The 16,059-nt window shown below is 73.1% G+C and carries 14 protein-coding genes; 4 read left to right on the top strand and 10 right to left on the bottom strand.

The genetic code is table 11. The features are described 5' to 3' along the window. Window positions 1–109: 109 nt before the first annotated feature. Together ACQP2O_RS17130 and ACQP2O_RS17125 are read right to left on the bottom strand one after the other, a co-directional pair. Window positions 110–739: an MBL fold metallo-hydrolase gene (locus ACQP2O_RS17130; protein WP_433185560.1), complete on the bottom strand. Its 630-nt coding sequence runs from the start codon at window positions 737–739 to the stop codon at window positions 110–112. Beyond that, entirely contained in the window at window positions 736–1,821 is a 1,086-nt protein-coding gene (locus tag ACQP2O_RS17125; protein WP_433185557.1) for an S-(hydroxymethyl)mycothiol dehydrogenase, read from the bottom strand. Before ACQP2O_RS17125 ends, ACQP2O_RS17130 begins: the two co-directional genes overlap by 4 nt. Before the next feature lie 287 nt (window positions 1,822–2,108). Here ACQP2O_RS17125 and ACQP2O_RS17120 point away from each other — a divergent pair, with 287 nt between their 5' ends. Beyond that, window positions 2,109–2,525, top strand: coding sequence for an STAS domain-containing protein (locus tag ACQP2O_RS17120; protein ID WP_433185554.1), 417 nt, complete (start codon window positions 2,109–2,111; stop codon window positions 2,523–2,525). A gap of 69 nt (window positions 2,526–2,594) precedes the next feature. Here the strand turns inward: ACQP2O_RS17120 and der are convergent, their stop codons facing one another. Continuing rightward, window positions 2,595–3,971 (bottom strand): ribosome biogenesis GTPase Der, encoded by a 1,377-nt coding sequence (der, locus tag ACQP2O_RS17115; RefSeq protein WP_433185551.1) that lies wholly within the window; start codon window positions 3,969–3,971, stop codon window positions 2,595–2,597. Further along, the gene (cmk, locus tag ACQP2O_RS17110) at window positions 3,964–4,677 is read right to left on the bottom strand and encodes a (d)CMP kinase (RefSeq protein ID WP_433191058.1); all 714 of its coding nucleotides are present in this window, start codon (window positions 4,675–4,677) and stop codon (window positions 3,964–3,966) included. Before cmk ends, der begins: the two co-directional genes overlap by 8 nt. Before the next feature lie 157 nt (window positions 4,678–4,834). Here cmk and ACQP2O_RS17105 point away from each other — a divergent pair, with 157 nt between their 5' ends. Both ACQP2O_RS17105 and ACQP2O_RS17100 read left to right on the top strand, forming a co-directional pair. Further along, window positions 4,835–5,458: a GntR family transcriptional regulator gene (locus ACQP2O_RS17105; RefSeq protein WP_433185549.1), complete on the top strand. Its 624-nt coding sequence runs from the start codon at window positions 4,835–4,837 to the stop codon at window positions 5,456–5,458. Between the two features lie 36 nt (window positions 5,459–5,494). After that, window positions 5,495–6,868: an MFS transporter gene (locus ACQP2O_RS17100; protein WP_433185546.1), complete on the top strand. Its 1,374-nt coding sequence runs from the start codon at window positions 5,495–5,497 to the stop codon at window positions 6,866–6,868. Here the strand turns inward: ACQP2O_RS17100 and ACQP2O_RS17095 are convergent. The 4 genes from ACQP2O_RS17095 to ACQP2O_RS17080 all read right to left on the bottom strand — a co-directional run bounded on the left by ACQP2O_RS17095 (window position 6,795) and on the right by ACQP2O_RS17080 (window position 11,863). Continuing rightward, complete coding sequence (locus ACQP2O_RS17095; protein WP_433191056.1) at window positions 6,795–7,862, bottom strand: prephenate dehydrogenase; 1,068 nt, start codon at window positions 7,860–7,862, stop codon at window positions 6,795–6,797. The two genes, ACQP2O_RS17100 and ACQP2O_RS17095, sit on opposite strands and share 74 nt — an antisense overlap. 74 nt (window positions 7,863–7,936) lie before the next feature. Beyond that, window positions 7,937–9,082: a substrate-binding domain-containing protein gene (locus ACQP2O_RS17090; protein ID WP_433185543.1), complete on the bottom strand. Its 1,146-nt coding sequence runs from the start codon at window positions 9,080–9,082 to the stop codon at window positions 7,937–7,939. Continuing rightward, the gene (locus ACQP2O_RS17085) at window positions 9,066–10,385 is read right to left on the bottom strand and encodes an ABC transporter permease subunit (protein ID WP_433185540.1); all 1,320 of its coding nucleotides are present in this window, start codon (window positions 10,383–10,385) and stop codon (window positions 9,066–9,068) included. Before ACQP2O_RS17085 ends, ACQP2O_RS17090 begins: the two co-directional genes overlap by 17 nt. Beyond that, window positions 10,382–11,863: a sugar ABC transporter ATP-binding protein gene (locus ACQP2O_RS17080; protein WP_433185537.1), complete on the bottom strand. Its 1,482-nt coding sequence runs from the start codon at window positions 11,861–11,863 to the stop codon at window positions 10,382–10,384. Before ACQP2O_RS17080 ends, ACQP2O_RS17085 begins: the two co-directional genes overlap by 4 nt. Before the next feature lie 241 nt (window positions 11,864–12,104). Here ACQP2O_RS17080 and ACQP2O_RS17075 point away from each other — a divergent pair, with 241 nt between their 5' ends. Continuing rightward, a complete protein-coding gene (locus ACQP2O_RS17075) occupies window positions 12,105–13,058 on the top strand; it encodes a cyclase family protein (RefSeq protein ID WP_433191054.1) in 954 nt (317 codons plus the stop codon). A 216-nt stretch (window positions 13,059–13,274) separates the two neighbouring features. Here the strand turns inward: ACQP2O_RS17075 and ACQP2O_RS17070 are convergent, their stop codons facing one another. After that, window positions 13,275–15,557 (bottom strand): ATP-binding protein, encoded by a 2,283-nt coding sequence (locus ACQP2O_RS17070; RefSeq protein ID WP_433185534.1) that lies wholly within the window; start codon window positions 15,555–15,557, stop codon window positions 13,275–13,277. Between the two features lie 107 nt (window positions 15,558–15,664). Then, window positions 15,665–16,033 (bottom strand): chorismate mutase, encoded by a 369-nt coding sequence (aroH, locus tag ACQP2O_RS17065; RefSeq protein WP_433185531.1) that lies wholly within the window; start codon window positions 16,031–16,033, stop codon window positions 15,665–15,667. Window positions 16,034–16,059 lie beyond the last annotated feature (26 nt).

The raw sequence follows: 16,059 nt of genomic DNA, 5'->3' as shown, positions 1-16,059 counted from the left end.
GCCGCCGGCGTGGTCATCGGAGCTCTCGACGGCCTGCTCGCGCCACTCGGGCGTGACGCGAGCAGGTCGTCCGATCGATTTTCCGACTCTCGTCGAGATCGGCGGCGGCTCAGTGGCCGCGGGCGATCCACTCGTCGAGGTGCGGGGCCTCCGTGCCGATCGCCGTGTCGTCGCCATGGCCGGTGTGGACGACCGTGTCCGGCGGCAGGGTCAGGAGGCGGTCGCGAATCGAGGCGATGATCGTCGGGAAGTCGGAGAACGACCGCCCGGTGGCCCCGGGCCCGCCCTGGAAGAGGGTGTCGCCGGAGAACACCGCACCCAGCTCTGGTGCGTGCAGGCAGACGGCGCCGGGGCTGTGGCCCGGCGTGTGGAGCACCGTCAGCTCGGTACCCGCGACGCGGAGCGGCTGCCCGTCGGCGAGTTCCGCGTCCGGGGCGCGGCCCGGGTGGGTGAGATCCCACAGCGGCCGGTCGGCCGGGTGCAGCAGGATCGGCGCGCCCGTGCGGGCGGCCAGAGCCGGGGCCGCGTCGATGTGGTCGTCGTGGGCGTGGGTGCAGACGATGGCGACCAGCCGGCGGTCGCCCACCGCCTCGGCGATCGCGTCGGCGTCGTGCGCCGCGTCGATCACCAGGGCCTCGGCGTCGTCGCCGAGGATCCAGACGTTGTTGTCGACGTCCCAGGTGCCGCCGTCGAGGGAGAAGGTCCCGGAGGTGACGATGTGGTCGAGGCGGGCGGTCACAGGGTCACCACCGACCGCAGGACCTCGCCCCGTCCCATGCGCTCGAAGGCGCCCTCGACGTCGTCGAGCGGGATCGTCTCGGAGACGAAGGCGTCCAGGTCGAGCCGGCCCTGGAGGTACAGGTCGATCAGCATCGGGAAGTCCCGCGAGGGCAGGCAGTCGCCGTACCAGGAGGACTTCAGCGCGCCACCGCGCCCGAAGACGTCCAGCAGCGGCAGCTCGAGGCGCATGTCCGGGGTGGGGACGCCGACGAGGACGACCGTACCGGCGAGGTCGCGCGCGTAGAAGGCCTGTTCGTACGTCTGCGGGCGGCCGACGGCGTCGATCACGACGTCCGCGCCGAAGCCGCCGGTCAGGTCGCGGATCGCGGCGCCGGCGTCCTCGTGGGCGGAGTTGACCGCGTGGGTGGCGCCCAGCTTCTTCGCCTGGTCGAGCTTCCGGTCGTCGATGTCGACGGCGATGATCTTCGCTGCGCCGGCGAGTCGCGCTCCGGCGATGGCCGCGTTGCCGACGCCGCCGCAGCCGATCACGGCCACCGAGTCGCCGCGGCCGACCCCGCCCGTGTTGATCGCGGCGCCGAGGCCCGCCATCACGCCGCAGCCGAGCAGCCCCGCGGCGGCCGGTGAGGCGGCCGGGTCGACCTTGGTGCACTGGCCCGCGGCCACCAGGGTCTTGTCGGCGAACGCGCCGATGCCCAGGGCGGGCGACAGCTCGGTCCCGTCGGTGAGGGTCATCTTCTGCGTGGCGTTGTGCGTGTCGAAGCAGTACCAGGGGCGGCCGCGCAGGCAGGCGCGGCACCGGCCGCAGACCGCCCGCCAGTTGAGGATCACGAAGTCGCCCGGGGCGACGTCGGTGACGCCGTCGCCGACCGACTCCACGACGCCCGCCGCCTCATGGCCGAGCAGGAAGGGGAACTCGTCGTTGATGCCGCCCTCGCGGTAGTGCAGGTCCGTGTGACAGACGCCGCAGGCCTGCACCTTCACGACCGCCTCACCGGGACCGGGGTCCGGGACGAGGATGGTGGTCATCTCCACTGGCGCGCCTTTGGCCCGGGCGATGACTCCGCGTACTTCCTGCGCCATGCGTGACGTCCTTCCGATCTCGGGCCGCGGCGTTTGCCGGGCGGCTCGGGGCTGTCCGCCGATCGTACGCATGTCCACCCCGGCCACGGCCAGCGGCTGCGTACCCGGGGCCGTCCGGGCCCTCGCACGACACATCGGACGAAAGGCTCAGGTCAGGGACTTTTTTGGATTCTCCCGGCGCTATACGGGTACAGCTCCGATTGCGACACAGCGTTCCTGACTGTTGGTCAACCAGTCGGTCACGTGATCGCCCCCCGATCCCGGCCAGCCGTGAGGTGGAATCTGCGATGCGTCATCTGTCCACGGTCGATCTGAAGGTGGAGCAGAGCTCCGGCGTCACCATCGTGCACTTCCCGGAAGAGGTCGACGTGGTCAACGCTCCGGCCATCCGGGAGCGGGTGCTCCGCCTGCTGAACAGCGGGGTCTCGGAGATGATCCTCGACCTGACCGGCACCCGCTTCCTCGACTCGGCCGGCCTCCACATCATCGTGCGCGCCCATGGCCGCAGCACCGCCCTGTCGATCCCCCTGTCGGCGGCAATCCCGGCCGAGGGCGCGGTGCGCCGGGTCTTCGACCTCACGGCGATGGCCCGGCTCGTTCCGACCACCATCGGCCTGCCGGGCCCCCGGCCCGCCGCACCGGCGCCGTCGCTGTCCTGCTCGACCGCCGGCACCCGAAGACCCGGCCGCAAGCCACGGCGGTGATCCGCCCGCACCGCGTCCGGTGACGCCGGGATCACCGCCGTGTCCGCTGCCGGATGATCCCGACGCCGGTCACTTGCGCTGGCGCTTCTCCCTGATCTTCATGCCGATGTCGATCGGGGTGCCCTCGAAGCCGAAGTCCTCGCGGAGGCGGCGCTCGACGAAGCGGCGGTATCCGGCCTCCAGGAAGCCCGACGTGAACAGGACGAACTTCGGCGGCTGCACGCCCGCCTGGGTCGCGAAGAGGACCTTCGGCTGCTTGCCGCCCCGCACCGGGTGCGGCTTGGCTGCGACCAGGTCGCTCATGAAGGAGTTGAGCCGCGCCGTCGGCACCCGCTCCCCCCAGCCGGCCAGGGCCGTCTCGATGGCCGGGACGAGCTTCTCCACGTGCCGTCCCGTACGGGCCGAGATGTTGACACGCGGGGCCCAGCGGGCGTGGTGGAGCTGCCGGTCGATCTCCCGGTCGAGGTAGTGCCGGCGCTCCTCGTCCACGAGGTCCCACTTGTTGAACGCGAGGACGAGCGCGCGGCCGGACTCGATCACCATGGAGATGATCCGCAGGTCCTGCTCGGCGAGGGGCTCGCTGGCGTCCACGAGCACGACCGCGACCTCGGACCGCTCCAGGGCCGAGCGGGTGCGCAGCGTCGCGTAGAAGTCGGCGCCCTGGTTCTCGCGGGCGCGCCTGCGGATGCCGGCGGTGTCGATGAACCGCCAGGTCTGGCCGCCCAGCTCGATCAGCTCGTCGACCGGGTCGCGGGTGGTGCCGGCGACCGCGTCGACGACCACCCGGTTTTCCCCCGCCAGCTTGTTGAGCAGGCTGGACTTGCCGACGTTAGGCCGGCCGAGCAGCGCGATCCGGCGCGGGCCGCCCGCGGCGCCGAACATCTCCGGCGGCGCCTCCTCGGGCAGGGCCTCCAGGACGGCGTCCAGCAGGTCACCGCTGCCCCGCCCGTGCAGGGCCGAGACGGCCAGCGGCTCGCCGACGCCGAGCGACCACAGTGTGGTCGCGTCCGCCTCGGTCCGGGGGTCGTCGACCTTGTTGGCGGCCAGCACGACCGGCTTCTTGGCGCGCCGCAGGATGTCGGCGACCGCCTCGTCGGTGTCGGTCGAGCCGACGGTGGCGTCCACCACGAACAGCACGACGTCGGCGGCGTCGACGGCGAGCCGCGCCTGGTCGGCGACGGCGGCCGCGAGGCCCTCGGCGTTCGGCAGCCAACCGCCGGTGTCGACGACGGTGAATCGCCGTCCGCTCCAGGTGGCGTCGTAGGCGACCCGGTCGCGGGTCACGCCGGGGACGTCCTCGACGACCGCTTCGCGGCGGCCGAGGATGCGGTTGACCAGCGTGGACTTGCCGACGTTCGGCCGCCCTACGACGGCCACGACCGGTGGCGGCGCGACGTCGTGCTCGACCGCGACGTCGATCGCCTCGGCATGCTGGAATTCACTCACTGGTCTCGCTCCTCGTGGGCGGCTCGCCGGCCCGGGAGCGCGCCTGTCGTGCCGAATCGCCGTCGGCGTCGGCGGTGTGCTTGCGCGCGATGCGCAGGACCTCCTCGATGACCTCACCGAGGCCGAGGCTGGTCGTGTCGAGCTCGATCGCGTCGGCCGCCCGCGCGAGCGGGTCGGTCTTGCGCGTGGAGTCGAGGTGGTCACGGCGGGCCAGGTCGGCCTGGGTCGCGGCGATCGTGGCCCCGGTGACCTCGGCGTTGCGGCGCTGGGCACGCGCCTCGGCGCTCGCCGTGAGGTAGATCTTGACCTGGGCGTCCGGCGCGACGGCGGTGCCGATGTCGCGGCCCTCGACGACGATGCCGCCCGTGCCGATGATCTCGCGCTGCAGGGCGACCAGGCGCTCGCGGACGGCCGGGACGGCGGCGACGGCGCTCACCGCGCCGGTGACCTCCGGCCCGCGGATCGGGCCGGACACGTCGACGTCGTCGACCATGATCGTCGGTGCGGCCGGGTCGGTGCCGGAGACCAGGACGGGCTCGCCCGCCCGGGCGGCGATCGCGGCCGGATCGTCGAGCGGAACGTCCTCGCGGAGCATCCACCAGGTCATGGCGCGGTACATCGCACCCGTGTCGAGATAGCGCAGCCCGAGGGCGCGCGCCACGCCTTTGGAGACGCTGGACTTACCCGACCCGGATGGACCGTCCATGGCGATGACGAGCGTCACGTTCGCTTCCTTATCTACATACCGACCGGCCAACGAATGAGGCTACCGGTACCGGGGTCCCGCTGTGGCCGAGCAACCGGAGGGGCGGTCCGGCCCCCGGAGGAGATCGCATACGACTTGTATGTAACATAGATACAAGATGACCTCAGCCACCTCCCGGGCGTACGACCATGTCAAGCAGGCCATCCTCGATCGCGCCTACCCGGGCGGCGCGCTGCTCAGCGAGGGTGAGATCGCCACTGCCGTCGGGGTGTCCCGTACCCCCGTCCGCGAGGCCCTCCTCCGCCTGGAGGCCGAGGGGCTGGTGCGCCTCTATCCCAAGCGGGGCGCGCTGGTGCTGCCGGTCTCCCCCAAGGAGATCTCCGACGTGCTCGAGACGCGGGAGCTCGTGGAGACCTTCGCCGCCGGCAAGGCGTCGCTCGACCCGGCGCTGATCACCGAGCTCACGGAGCTCCTCGAGGCGATGCGCGAGCACGCCGCGGCCGGGAACGCCCAGGAGTTCGCCCGCGCCGACCGCTGCTTCCACCGGGCGGTCGTCGCGGCGGCGGGCAACGAGATCATCATCCAGCTGTACGACGCCCTGCGCGACCGCCAGTTGCGCATGGCCCGGCTCACCGCGGACGACCCGGACCGTACAGCGGCCGCGATCCACGAACACGGCGAGATCCTCGAGGCCGTACGGTCGGGCGACCGCCGGCGGATCCGCGGCGCGATCCACCGTCACCTGCAGACCGCGGTGACGGCCCTGCGCGGACACACCTGACCGCGCACCACCATCGAAACCCCAGGAAGGCCCCCGTTGAATCCCGCGGTTCTCACCGCCCCCCGTACGATCACCTCCGCGCCGAAGGCCACCGGACACCCGCTCGGCGGACGCCGGGCCTGGAGCGTCTGGGCCGTCGCCGCGACGGTCTACCTCACGGCCTTCTTCCACCGGACCAGCCTGGGCGTCGCCTCGCTCGCCGCCCAGCAGCGCTTCGGCATCGACGCGACCGCCCTGTCGACGTTCGCGATCCTGCAGCTCGGCGTCTACATGGCCATGCAGATCCCGAGCGGGGTCATGGCCGACCGGTTCGGGCCCCGGCGGATGCTCGGTATCGCCCTCCTCATCATGGCGCTCGGCGAGGCGCTCTTCGCGTTCGCGACCACGATGCCGCTGGCGGTCCTCGGCCGGGCGCTGGTCGGGCTGGGTGACGCCCTCACGTTCATCAACGTGATCCGCCTGATCGCCTCATGGTTCCCCCGCCGGAGGTTCGCGCTGCTCATCGCGCTGACCGGGATGACGGGCGCGCTGGGGCAGATCGTCGGCACCGCGCCGCTGTCCGCCGCGCTGCGGGCGTTCGGCTGGACCCCGACCTTCCTCGGGGTGGGGCTGGTGAGCGGCCTGCTGTCGATCGTCGTGTGGTGGTGGGTGCGCGACCACCCGGGCGGACCCATGGAACGTTCCATCGCCCGTACCTCCGTCCTGACCGACCTCCGGGCCGTGTTCGCGGCACGCGGCACCCGCGCCGGGCTGTGGACGCACTTCGCCACGATGGCGTCCTTCATGGTGCTCGCCACGCTGTGGGGCTACCCGTACCTGGTCGAGGGGCTCGGGATGGCGCCCGGGACGGCCCGGCTCGTCCTGACGGCAGGCGCGGCGACGCCCATGGTCGCCTCGCCCCTGATCGGCTGGCTGGGCGGCCGCCGCCCCGACCTGCGCGGCCGGCTGATCATCGGCGTCACCGGCGTCCTCGCCGTCGCCTGGCTCATCGCGATCACCTGGCCCGGCGGCCACCTGCCCGGGCCGCTGGCAGGGGGACTCGTGCTGATCAGCGCCGTCGGCAGCGCCGCGTCCATGCTCGCCTTCGACTTCGCCCGCGACGCCAACCCCCCGCACCGCGGCGGAATCGCCTCGGGACTCGTCAACGTCGGAGGCTTCTCGGCCGCCGTGACCGGATCGCTCAGCGCCGGCATGCTCCTCGACGCCACCGGCGGTCACTACAACGCGGGCGCCTTCCAGGTCGCCTTCCTCCCGATCACCGCCATGGTCGTCATCGGCGCCGTACGGGTCGCGCTGCTGCTGCGCCGCCGGCCCGCCGACGGCGGGCGCGATCAGGTCAGCCGGGGACGGACCAGCCCCGGGCCCGCAGTTCCTCCGCCAGCCGCTCCGCTGCCGATGGATCGACGCTGAGCTCGACCACACCGACCGGCCGGCCGGGCGAGTGCTCGATCGTGACGTCCTCGATGTTGACCCCGGCGACGCCCGCCGCCTGGAACAGCAGCGCGAGCTCGCCGGGCCGGTCGGGGATGAGCACGGACACGACGGTGTAGGCCCCCGGCCGCCCGCCGTGCTTGCCGGGCAGCCGGCGGCGGCCCGTGCCACCGCGTGTCAGGAGGTCGGAGACGCCCGGTCCGGCGCCCTCGCGCAGCGCGGCGGCGGTGGAGGTCAGATCGGCGGCGACCTCTTCGATCACCTCGGCCACCGGGAGGGCGTTCGAGCCGAGGATGCCGATCCACAGCTCCGGGTCGCCGGCCGCGATGCGCGTGACGTCGCGCACGCCCTGGCCGGCGAGGCCCAGCGCGACCTTCGGGGCCTGCTCCAGGCGGGCGGCGACGGCTGCGGCGACGACGTGCGGCGCGTGGGAGACCAGCGCGACGGCCTGGTCGTGCTCCTCGGCGTCCACGACGACGGTCTGGGCTCCGCACTCGCGGGCCAGGGCCGTCACGGTCTCGAGCGCGGCTGGGTCGGTGTCGGCCGTCGGGCACAGCGCCCAGGGCCGGCCGAGGAACAGGTCGCCGCGGGCGGCGGCGGGCCCGGACCGCTCACTGCCGGCGAGCGGATGCCCGGCGACGAAACAGGTCAGGTCGCAGCCCAGCTCGGCGGCCTCCCGCAGGGGCCGGGCCTTCACGCTCGCGACGTCGGTGTAGACGCGGGCCAGGCCGCGCTTCTGCGCGTCCAGCAGGGTCGCCGCGACCGCCGCCGGCGGAACCGCGACCACCGCCACGTCGGCCGGCTCGTCCCCGGCGTGCAGCGGCGTGCCCGCGCCGAGCCCGGCCGCCAGGCGCACGGACGCCGGGTCGCGGTCCGCGAGCGACACCTCGACGCCGCGCTCGCGCAGCGCGAGGGCCACGGACGTGCCGATCAGTCCGGTGCCGATGACGACGATCCGCCGAAGTGCGCCGATGGGTCTCACCTCCCGATTGGGGTACCAGCGTATCGATTCCGGAGATCGGGCCGACCGGGCCGTACGCGCGGCGGTCACGTGCCCCAGATCCGCCGGTACGCCTCCTGGTAGCCCTTCGGGTTCCAGGAGGTTCTTTCGTCGATGTTGCGGACGGTGGCCAGGTGCACCGGCGCGACGTAGCCGCTCGGGGGCCGGCCGGCGAACGCGCGGTTGAACTCGTCGATGATCTGGGTGCCCTGCTGATCGAGCGGTTCCGGCACGGTCGCCGCCTGGAAGTGCCGGTTCCGGATCCGCGCGAACGCCGAGGGATCGCCGTCACCCGCGCCGACCGAGTACGGCGGGCCGTCGCGCCTCCTGCCCCCCGCCCGCAGGGCCGGCGCCGCGTCGGCGAGATAGAGGTCGTTGATCGCGATGGAATGGGTCCAGCGGTCGCCGAAGCGGGCCAGGAGCGAGGCCACCTCCTGGGGGGTACGGCTGGTGGCGTCCGGGATCGGGATGTTCTCGTAGGCGAGTAGCCTCACGTCGGCGCAGGTCAGCACCCGCTGCTTGATCAGCTGGGACTTCCGCTCCGCGAACGGGATCGAGGAGTCGGTGAAGATCACGACGCCGGCCCGGCCGTTCGAGTGGGCGATGACCCAGTCGGCGCTGATGCGGGCGACGTCCTCGACCCGGGTCGTGACGTTGGTGAAGAGCCGGGGCGCGGCGCTCGGACCCGGCGCGGCGAGCGCGTGCCAGCCGATGAGCGGGATGCGCGCCGCGTTGGCCCGGCCGACCTCCTGAGCCACCGAGGCGGGGTCGAAACCGGCGATCACGATCCCGGACGGCCGAAGGGCGATCGCCTGCCCGAACGCCGCCTTGATGCCCGCGGGGCCGCCCTGCCCGTCGAGGATCCGGACGTCCCAGCCGATCGAGCGCCCGGCCCCCTGGGCGCCCTGGGCGACCCCGGCCACGCCCGGATTGGTCATGGACTCGGCGATCACGACGATGCGCTTGCCGGGGACCGCCCGGGGACCGGTGGTGGGACCGTCCCACACCGCCCCCGCCGCCTCGGCGCGCGCGACGGCCTGTCTCGCTACCTGGAGCACCCGGGGGCACCCGGCCGATGAGCCGCTCCCCGGACCGGTCGGCCGCCGCACGCATCCGCAGCCGAGCAGGACGAGCAGGATCAGCACGAAGACCGCCGCCGGCGCGCGCCGAACGCGCTCAGGTACGCGGTTCACGTGCGCTCCCCTCCCCGGACGGCGGCGCGGGCGACGCCTTCCCCTTCGGAGACGCCTTTCCCTCCGGCGACGCTCCCCTCTCAGGCGACGTCTTCCCCTCCGGCGACGCTCTCCCCTCAGGCGATGCCTTCCCCTTCGGAGACGCCTTCCCCTCCGGCGACGCACTCCCCTCAGGCGATGCCTTCCCCTTCGGAGACGCCTTCCCCTCCGGCGACGCACTCCCCTCAGGCGGTGCCCTCCCCTCCGGCGGTGCGCTCGCGGCCGATCCGCCCTTTCGCCTGGAGGGACGCGCCGGTGCCGCGCGCGGCCGTACGTGCGCGCGCTCCCGGCGCCGCGCGGAGTAGCCGGCCAGCCCCACCGCGATCAGGAGCGTCACGCCGTTGAACAGCGGCGTCACCCAGAACTCCGCGCCGAACTGGCCGATCCCCGCCAGACCGATCGCCAGGACCGCGACCGCCACGAGAGTGCCGAGGGCGTTGGGCCGCCCCGGCCTGATCGTGGTGGAACCCAGCAGAGCGGCGACGAAGGCGGGCACCAGGTACCCGAGCCCGACGCTCGGATCGCCGATCTCCTGCTGCGCGGCGAGCAGGACGCCGGCGGCCGCGGTGATCACCCCGGACGCGGCGAAGGCGTAGACGATGTACCGGCGGGTCGGGATGCCCACGAGTTCGGCCGCCTGCGGATTGTCTCCGATGACGTACAGGTACCGGCCGAGGGGAAGGCGCTCCAGGACCAGCCAGAGCACGGCGGCGAGCAGCAGCACGTAGAAGGCCGGCAGGGGCACGCCGAGGAACGTCATGTCGTACAGGTCGGTGAACGCCGGGGGAAGGCCGCTCGAGCCGGGCAGGATCCGACCCCCGTGGGTCGTCCACCCGCTGATGGCGTACATGACGCTGCCGGTGCCGAGGGTGGCGATGAACGAGTCGATCTGCGCGAACTCGACGAGGAACCCGTTGATCGCGCCGATGAGCGTGCCCCCGGCGAGCGCGGCGGCGCACGCCGCCGTCCACGGCCAGCCGTCGACGATCATAAGCTGGAGGATGAGCACGTGCCACAGCCCCAGGCCGTAGCCGATGGACAGGTCGAACCTCCCGGCGACGATGGGGATCGTCGCGCCCAGGGCGAGCACCGCGGGGATCGCGTGGCTGGACAGCACCGAGGTGATCGTGGCCATCGTCGGGAAGGTCTCCGGCAGGGTCACCGAGAACACGGCGAACAGCACGACGCCCAGGGCGAGCAGTCCGTAGCTGCCGATCCCGTGCGCGACGGACCGGCGACGGGAACGGCGCGGAGGGGCCGTCAACGCCCCGCCCTCCCCGACAGGGGCCCGGACGCGGCACGGACGACCGTGGCGGCCGTGAGAGCCTCACCGGACAGCTCGGCGCTCACCACGCCGCGGGTGAACACCAGGACCCGGTCGCACAGGCGTACGACCTCGTCGACGTCGCTCGAGACGAGGAGGACGGCCAGGCCCCGTTCCAGGGCGTCGTCCAGCAGCCGGTAGATCTCCGCGCGGGCGGCCACGTCGACGCCGGCGGTCGGCTCCTCGAGCACCAGGACGCGCCGGCGCACCCCGAGCCACCGCCCGATCAGGGTCTTCTGCTGGTTGCCGCCCGACAGGGCCGCGAACGGCGCCTCGGGGTCCGGCGGGCGTACGCCGAACCGCGCCAGCAGATGGCTCGCGCCGGTGCGCTCTCTGCCGGTCCCGACCAGGCTCACCGGGGACAGCCCCCGGGCGCGGGGGTTGGCCAGGAGGTTCTCCCCGACGCTCAGGCGGGGGGCCGCCCCGGCTCTGTCGCTGGTCACCAGGCCGATGCCCGCGGTGACGGCGGCGTACGCCGACCTGATCGCGACGGCCCGGCCGTCGAGGAGGACGTCCCCGCTCAGGATCGGGCGCAGGCCGGCCGCCGCGCGGCCGACATCGATGTGGCCGGCGCCGGTCAGGCCCACCAGTCCGAGCACCTCCCCGGCGCGCAGCTCGAGGCTCACCGGCCCGGCCCGCTCCGTGCGTACGCCCGCGAGCGCCAGCACGACCTCGCCGGTCCGGGAGGCGCGACGGCGATGACGCCCGGGGTCCCGTCCCACGACGTCGCGCACCAGGCCGTCGGTGTCGTCGGGGACCGGCCCGTACCGGACGAGGTGCCCGTCGCGGAGGACCGCCACGGTGTCGGCGACCTCGGCGACCTCGGCGAGCCGGTGGGTGACGTACATGATCCCGTGCCCCTGGTCGCGCAGCGTCCGCAGCACCGTGAAGAGGCGGGCGCAGTCGGTCGCCGGCAGGCTCGCCGTCGGCTCGTCGAGGATCACCGCCTGGGCGTCGGTCGCCAGGGCGCGGGCGATGGCGACGAGGGACCGCTCGGTGCGGGTGAGGCCGGTGACGGGGCGGTCGGGGTCGAGGTCGGCGGCGACGACCCGCAGGGCCGCGACCGATCGATCACGGGTCCGGCGCCAGGAGATGATCCCGCGGCGGAGCGCGTAGCCGGCGCCCAGGGCGATGTTCTCGGCGACGGTCATCCACTCGACGAGGCCCAGGTCCTGGTGGATGAAGGACATCGCGCGGGAGGCGGCCTCCGTGCCGAGAGGATGCCCCCCGACGGTGACCTGGCCCTCATCGGCGTGGTGGACGCCGGCCAGGATCTTGATCAGCGTGGACTTGCCGGCGCCGTTCTCCCCGAGCAGCGCGAGGATGCTGCCGCGGCGGAGGTCGAGGTCGACCCCGGCCAGCGCGACAGTGCCTCCGAACCTCTTGCGCAACCCGCGGATCCGGAGGAGAGGGTCCACGGCCGCCTCAGCCGTCGGACCCGGGAAACGATCGACTGGAGTGTCGTACACCGACTTCTCCGCGGAACTCCCGTCCCGGCGGGCCCCCGCTCGCGCTCGCCCAGTTGTCTTCATCGTACAAAGGCGCTGGTCAAGTCCTCGCCATCGGTCGCAGCGGGGCGAGCCACCCGCCGTAAAGTGGCCGGAGGGAGGACGGCGGCGGTCGCCGGTCGCCGGACCGGGTCCGCGCGCCGTGACGCTCATGGGCGACGGCTCGGGGGCGGACGGGCCGCCGGACAACGGACCGGCGGTCTCACGCGCCGAATTCGATCGTCTCTTCGCGGCGGTGCGCGCCTGGGACCGATGGCCGGAGCCGGAGCGAGGCGCCTGGAACCTCGTCGGCGCGCGTGACGTGCTGGCCGCCGCCACGCTCGTACGCTCGGGCGTCGTCGTCCCGCTGGCCCGGCCCTGGAGCACGGCTCCCGCACCGGACAACCACCGGCCCGCGCTGCACCACATGACCGAGCTCGGTGACGTCGAGGCGCCCGAACCCACCGGTCACAAGGACTTCATCGGCGTCGACTACCACGGAAAGTCGGTCAGCCACCTCGACGCGCTCGCGCACATCGCCTACCAGGGGCGGCTCTTCGGCGGGCCGCCCGCCCGCGAGGTGATCGACGCCACCGGGGCGCGGTACGGGTCGGTCGACCGGCTCGGCCCGCTCGTCACCCGCGGAGTGCTGCTCGACCTGCCCGCGGTCCGCGGCGTCGACTGGCTCGAACCCGGGCAGGCCGTGCACGCCGCGGACGTCCTCGCCGCCGAAGCGGCGTTCGGCCTCCGGATCGGTGAGGGAGACGCCGTGCTGCTGCGTTCGGGTCACCTGCGGCGCCGCGCAGCGGTCGGGCCGTGGGACCCGTCCGCGGCGAGCGCAGGGTTCCACGTCGACGCCGTGCCCCTGCTGGCCGAGCGGGGCATCGCGCTCCTCGGCGGAGACGGCGACAGTGACGTACGGCCTTCTCCGGTGGCGGGCGTCCACTCCCCCGTCCACGCCCTCGCCATCGCGGCGATGGGCGTGCCGCTCCTGGACAACCTCGACCTGGAGGGGCTGTCCGGCGCGTGCGGTACGGCGGGGCGATACGAGTTCCTGCTCGTCGTCTCCCCGCTGAACGTCCCCGGCGCGACCGGCTCCCCCGTCACCCCCGTCGCCGTGCTGTGAGCGGCGCGCGTCGTCTGGACTGAGGAGCGCCGGGAGCGAAGCGACCAGAGCGACGAGGGAAGACGGCGCGTGGGGCGCCGCGAACCGCGCTCGCGAAGCGAGCGCCATCGAACAGAGCGGCGCGCGTCGTCTGGACTGAGGAGCGCAGGGAGCGGTGACCGGACGAGGGAGGGTGCCGCGAACCGCGCTCGCGAAGCGAGCGCCGTCCAACACGGTTCAACCCGGTTGATCTTCGCGGCTGGAAGGCGTCCAGGCGGCGGCGATCTGGGCCCGCGATGTGAAGCCCAGTTTGCGCAGGATGTGCTCGACGTGCCCCTCCGCGGTCCGCTGAGAGATCACCAGGGCGGCCGCGATCTCCTTGTTACTCAGGCCCTCCGCGACGAGGTCGGCGATCTCGCGTTCGCGGCGGGTGAGGACCGCCGCGATACCGCGTTCGGCCTGCGGGGCCTCCAGGTCGGCCTCGCGTTCGGCGACCGCCAGGGCGACGGCGCCGTCGACGTCGAGCTGCACTCCGCGGTCGTACGCCGCCGCGAACTCCCGGTCACCGATGGCGGCTCGCAGGCGGTCCTCGTACCGGCGGTGCGGATCCGCCAGGTGCCCGAGCCCGGACAGCGACGTGCCGATCGACCTCCAGACCGCCTGGGCGGCGCCCAGGAGCTCTGCGGCGCGCCGGTGCTCCTCCGCGTCGGCGGCGAGCCAGGCGAGCACCTCGATGCACTGGGCCATCCCCAGGTGATCGCCGAAGGGCACCTTGATGCGGATCGCGTCCCGGATCATGTCGGTCCCCGCCCGGGTGTCGCCCTTGCTCCAGCGTTCGAGGCCCGTGACCCAGATCGCGAACGACATCGACCACCGGGCGTTCTCCCGCTCGCACATGGCTCGGCATTCGGCGCAGAGCTCGGCGGCCCGCGGATCGCCGTCCAGGACCGCCGCCATGGCCAGCTGGAACAGCGTGGTCCAGTACCGGCCCCGGCTCCCGATGGTGCGGTGGTACGACAGCGCCTTCTCCAGCAGGGCGGCGGCTTCGGTGAAGTCCCCGGCGAGCAGCGCGGCGAACCCCCTGATCTGGACGGCCCCGGCGAGCTGTTCGACGTCGCCGAGCCGCTCGGCGAGCTCCCGGCACTCATTCAGTAGCGGCTCCGCCCCCTTCGGCTCACCGCGCAGCAGCATGAGCCAGGCGTCCACCCAGAGCGCCTTGGCCCGCTCGGCCGTCGGGTCCCGGTCGAGCGCCAGCGCCCGATCCAGCCAGTGGTGGCCGTCCCGCAGCGAGGCCCACGAGAGCCGGTGGCTCCACATCGACGCGGCGATCTCCAGCGCGCAGTGCGACACGCCGATCTGGGTGAGGCAGAATTCCAGCGCCGCCACGACGTTGGACTGCTCACACCGCAGCATGGCGGCCAGCTCCATCTGGCCGGGCCCGAACCACTCGGCCTCCGCCCGCGCGGCGATGTCCCGGCACCACGCGCAGTGGCGTCTCAGCAGCGCCGTCTCCCGGCCGGACTCGACGAGGCGCTCCCGCCCGTACTCGCGGAGCGTCTCCAGCATGTCGTAGCGCAGCCCGTCGCACTTCACGGTGGACCGCAGCAGGATGGACTTGTCCACCAGGCCCGTCACCACGTCGATGACCTCGTCGGGGGCGACCTCGTCCCCGGAGCACACGTATTCGATCGCCTCGAGGGAGCAGCCCCCGGAGAAGACCGACAGCCCCCGCCACAGCGCGCGTTCCTCGGGCGAGCACAGGTCGTGGCTCCAGTCGATCAGCGCGCGGAGCGTCTGCTGACGCGGCAGCGCGACCGGACTATGGCCGACGAGGATCCGGAAGCGGTCGTCGAGCCGGTCGAGGATCTGCTGCACCGACAGGGCCCGCAGGCGTACCGCCGCCAGCTCGACGGCCAGCGGGATGCCCTCCAGCCGCCGGCACAGCCGCGTCAGCGCGAGGGCGTTGTCGGCGTTGATCGTGAACCCCGGGACGACGGCGGACGCCCGCTCGACGAAGAGGCTGACCGATTCGAAGCGCGCCAGTTCGTCCACGGAGGCGATGTCGTCGGTGTCCGGTACGGACAGGGGCGGCACCTCCAGGACGCGTTCGCCCTCGATGTGGAGTACCTGCCGGCTGGTGGCCAGGATCCGCAGCCCGGGAGCGACCCCCAGGAGCTTGCCGGCCAAGGTCGCGCAGTCGACGGCCAGGTGCTCGCAGTTGTCCAGCAGGAGCAGCAGCCGCCGGTCCGCCAAGTAGTCGGCCAGCGCCGACAGCCCGGCCTCGCCCTGCAGCCCCAGGACCCCGGCCACGACGCGCGGCAGCGGCTCACCCGCCACCATCGGCGCCAGGTCGATCAGCCAGACGCCGTCGGGGAACTCGCGGTACGTCTCGGCGGCCACGCGCTCCGCCAGGCGGGTCTTGCCCACGCCCCCGGGACCGGTGAACGTCACCATCCGGCCGGTGGACAGCAGGCGCTTCGCTTCGGCAAGCTCACGCCTGCGGCCGACGAAGCTGGTCATCTCGGCCGGCAGATTTCCCGCATGCCTCTGTGTCACCGCTACCGCCATGACACCCTCGAGATGGTTTGCCCTGGTAGTCGCCCAGTCTACTCAGCCGAGCAGGCCGCTTACTGGGCGATGTCCAGCCGGAGTGCCACCGCCCCGCGCAGGTACACGTGCTGGATCTCCGACCGCGGCCGGTCGGTCTCGATGTAGGCCATCAGGCGGACCACGCGCGGCAGCGCGTGCGGAACGTCGATCTCACTCGCGCACAGCAGCGGAACCTCGTTGAACCCCAGCTTCCGGGCGGCCAGCGCCGGGAACTCCGCGGTCAGATCCGGCGTCGCCGTGAAGACAACGCTGATCACGTCGTCCGTCGTGAGGGAGTTACGGCTCATCACCTCGGCGACCAGCTCGGCCGTCGCCTCGAGGATCTGATCCCGGTCGTTCTCCTCGACCTGGGTCGCACCGCGTACCGCTCGTACTGATCGTCCCATGAAACCTCTCCGAATCCGTGCGGGCC

This window comes from Actinoallomurus sp. CA-150999, assembly GCF_050942425.1.
Lineage (GTDB): Bacteria > Actinomycetota > Actinomycetes > Streptosporangiales > Streptosporangiaceae > Actinoallomurus.
Note: the sequence above shows the minus strand (reverse complement) of the source record. Positions and strands in the feature narration are given on the sequence as shown.

Excerpts from the sequence above, each read along its gene's own strand:
- ACQP2O_RS17125 (WP_433185557.1), bottom strand. The coding sequence starts at position 1,821 with ATGGCGCAGGAAGTACGCGGAGTCATCGCCCGGGCCAAAGGCGCGCCA.
- ACQP2O_RS17075 (WP_433191054.1), top strand. The coding sequence starts at position 12,105 with ATGGGCGACGGCTCGGGGGCGGACGGGCCGCCGGACAACGGACCGGCG.
- ACQP2O_RS17070 (WP_433185534.1), bottom strand. The coding sequence starts at position 15,557 with ATGACCAGCTTCGTCGGCCGCAGGCGTGAGCTTGCCGAAGCGAAGCGC.
- cmk (WP_433191058.1), bottom strand. The coding sequence starts at position 4,677 with ATGGACGGTCCATCCGGGTCGGGTAAGTCCAGCGTCTCCAAAGGCGTG.
- ACQP2O_RS17120 (WP_433185554.1), top strand. The coding sequence starts at position 2,109 with ATGCGTCATCTGTCCACGGTCGATCTGAAGGTGGAGCAGAGCTCCGGC.
- ACQP2O_RS17105 (WP_433185549.1), top strand. The coding sequence starts at position 4,835 with ATGACCTCAGCCACCTCCCGGGCGTACGACCATGTCAAGCAGGCCATC.
- aroH (WP_433185531.1), bottom strand. The coding sequence starts at position 16,033 with ATGGGACGATCAGTACGAGCGGTACGCGGTGCGACCCAGGTCGAGGAG.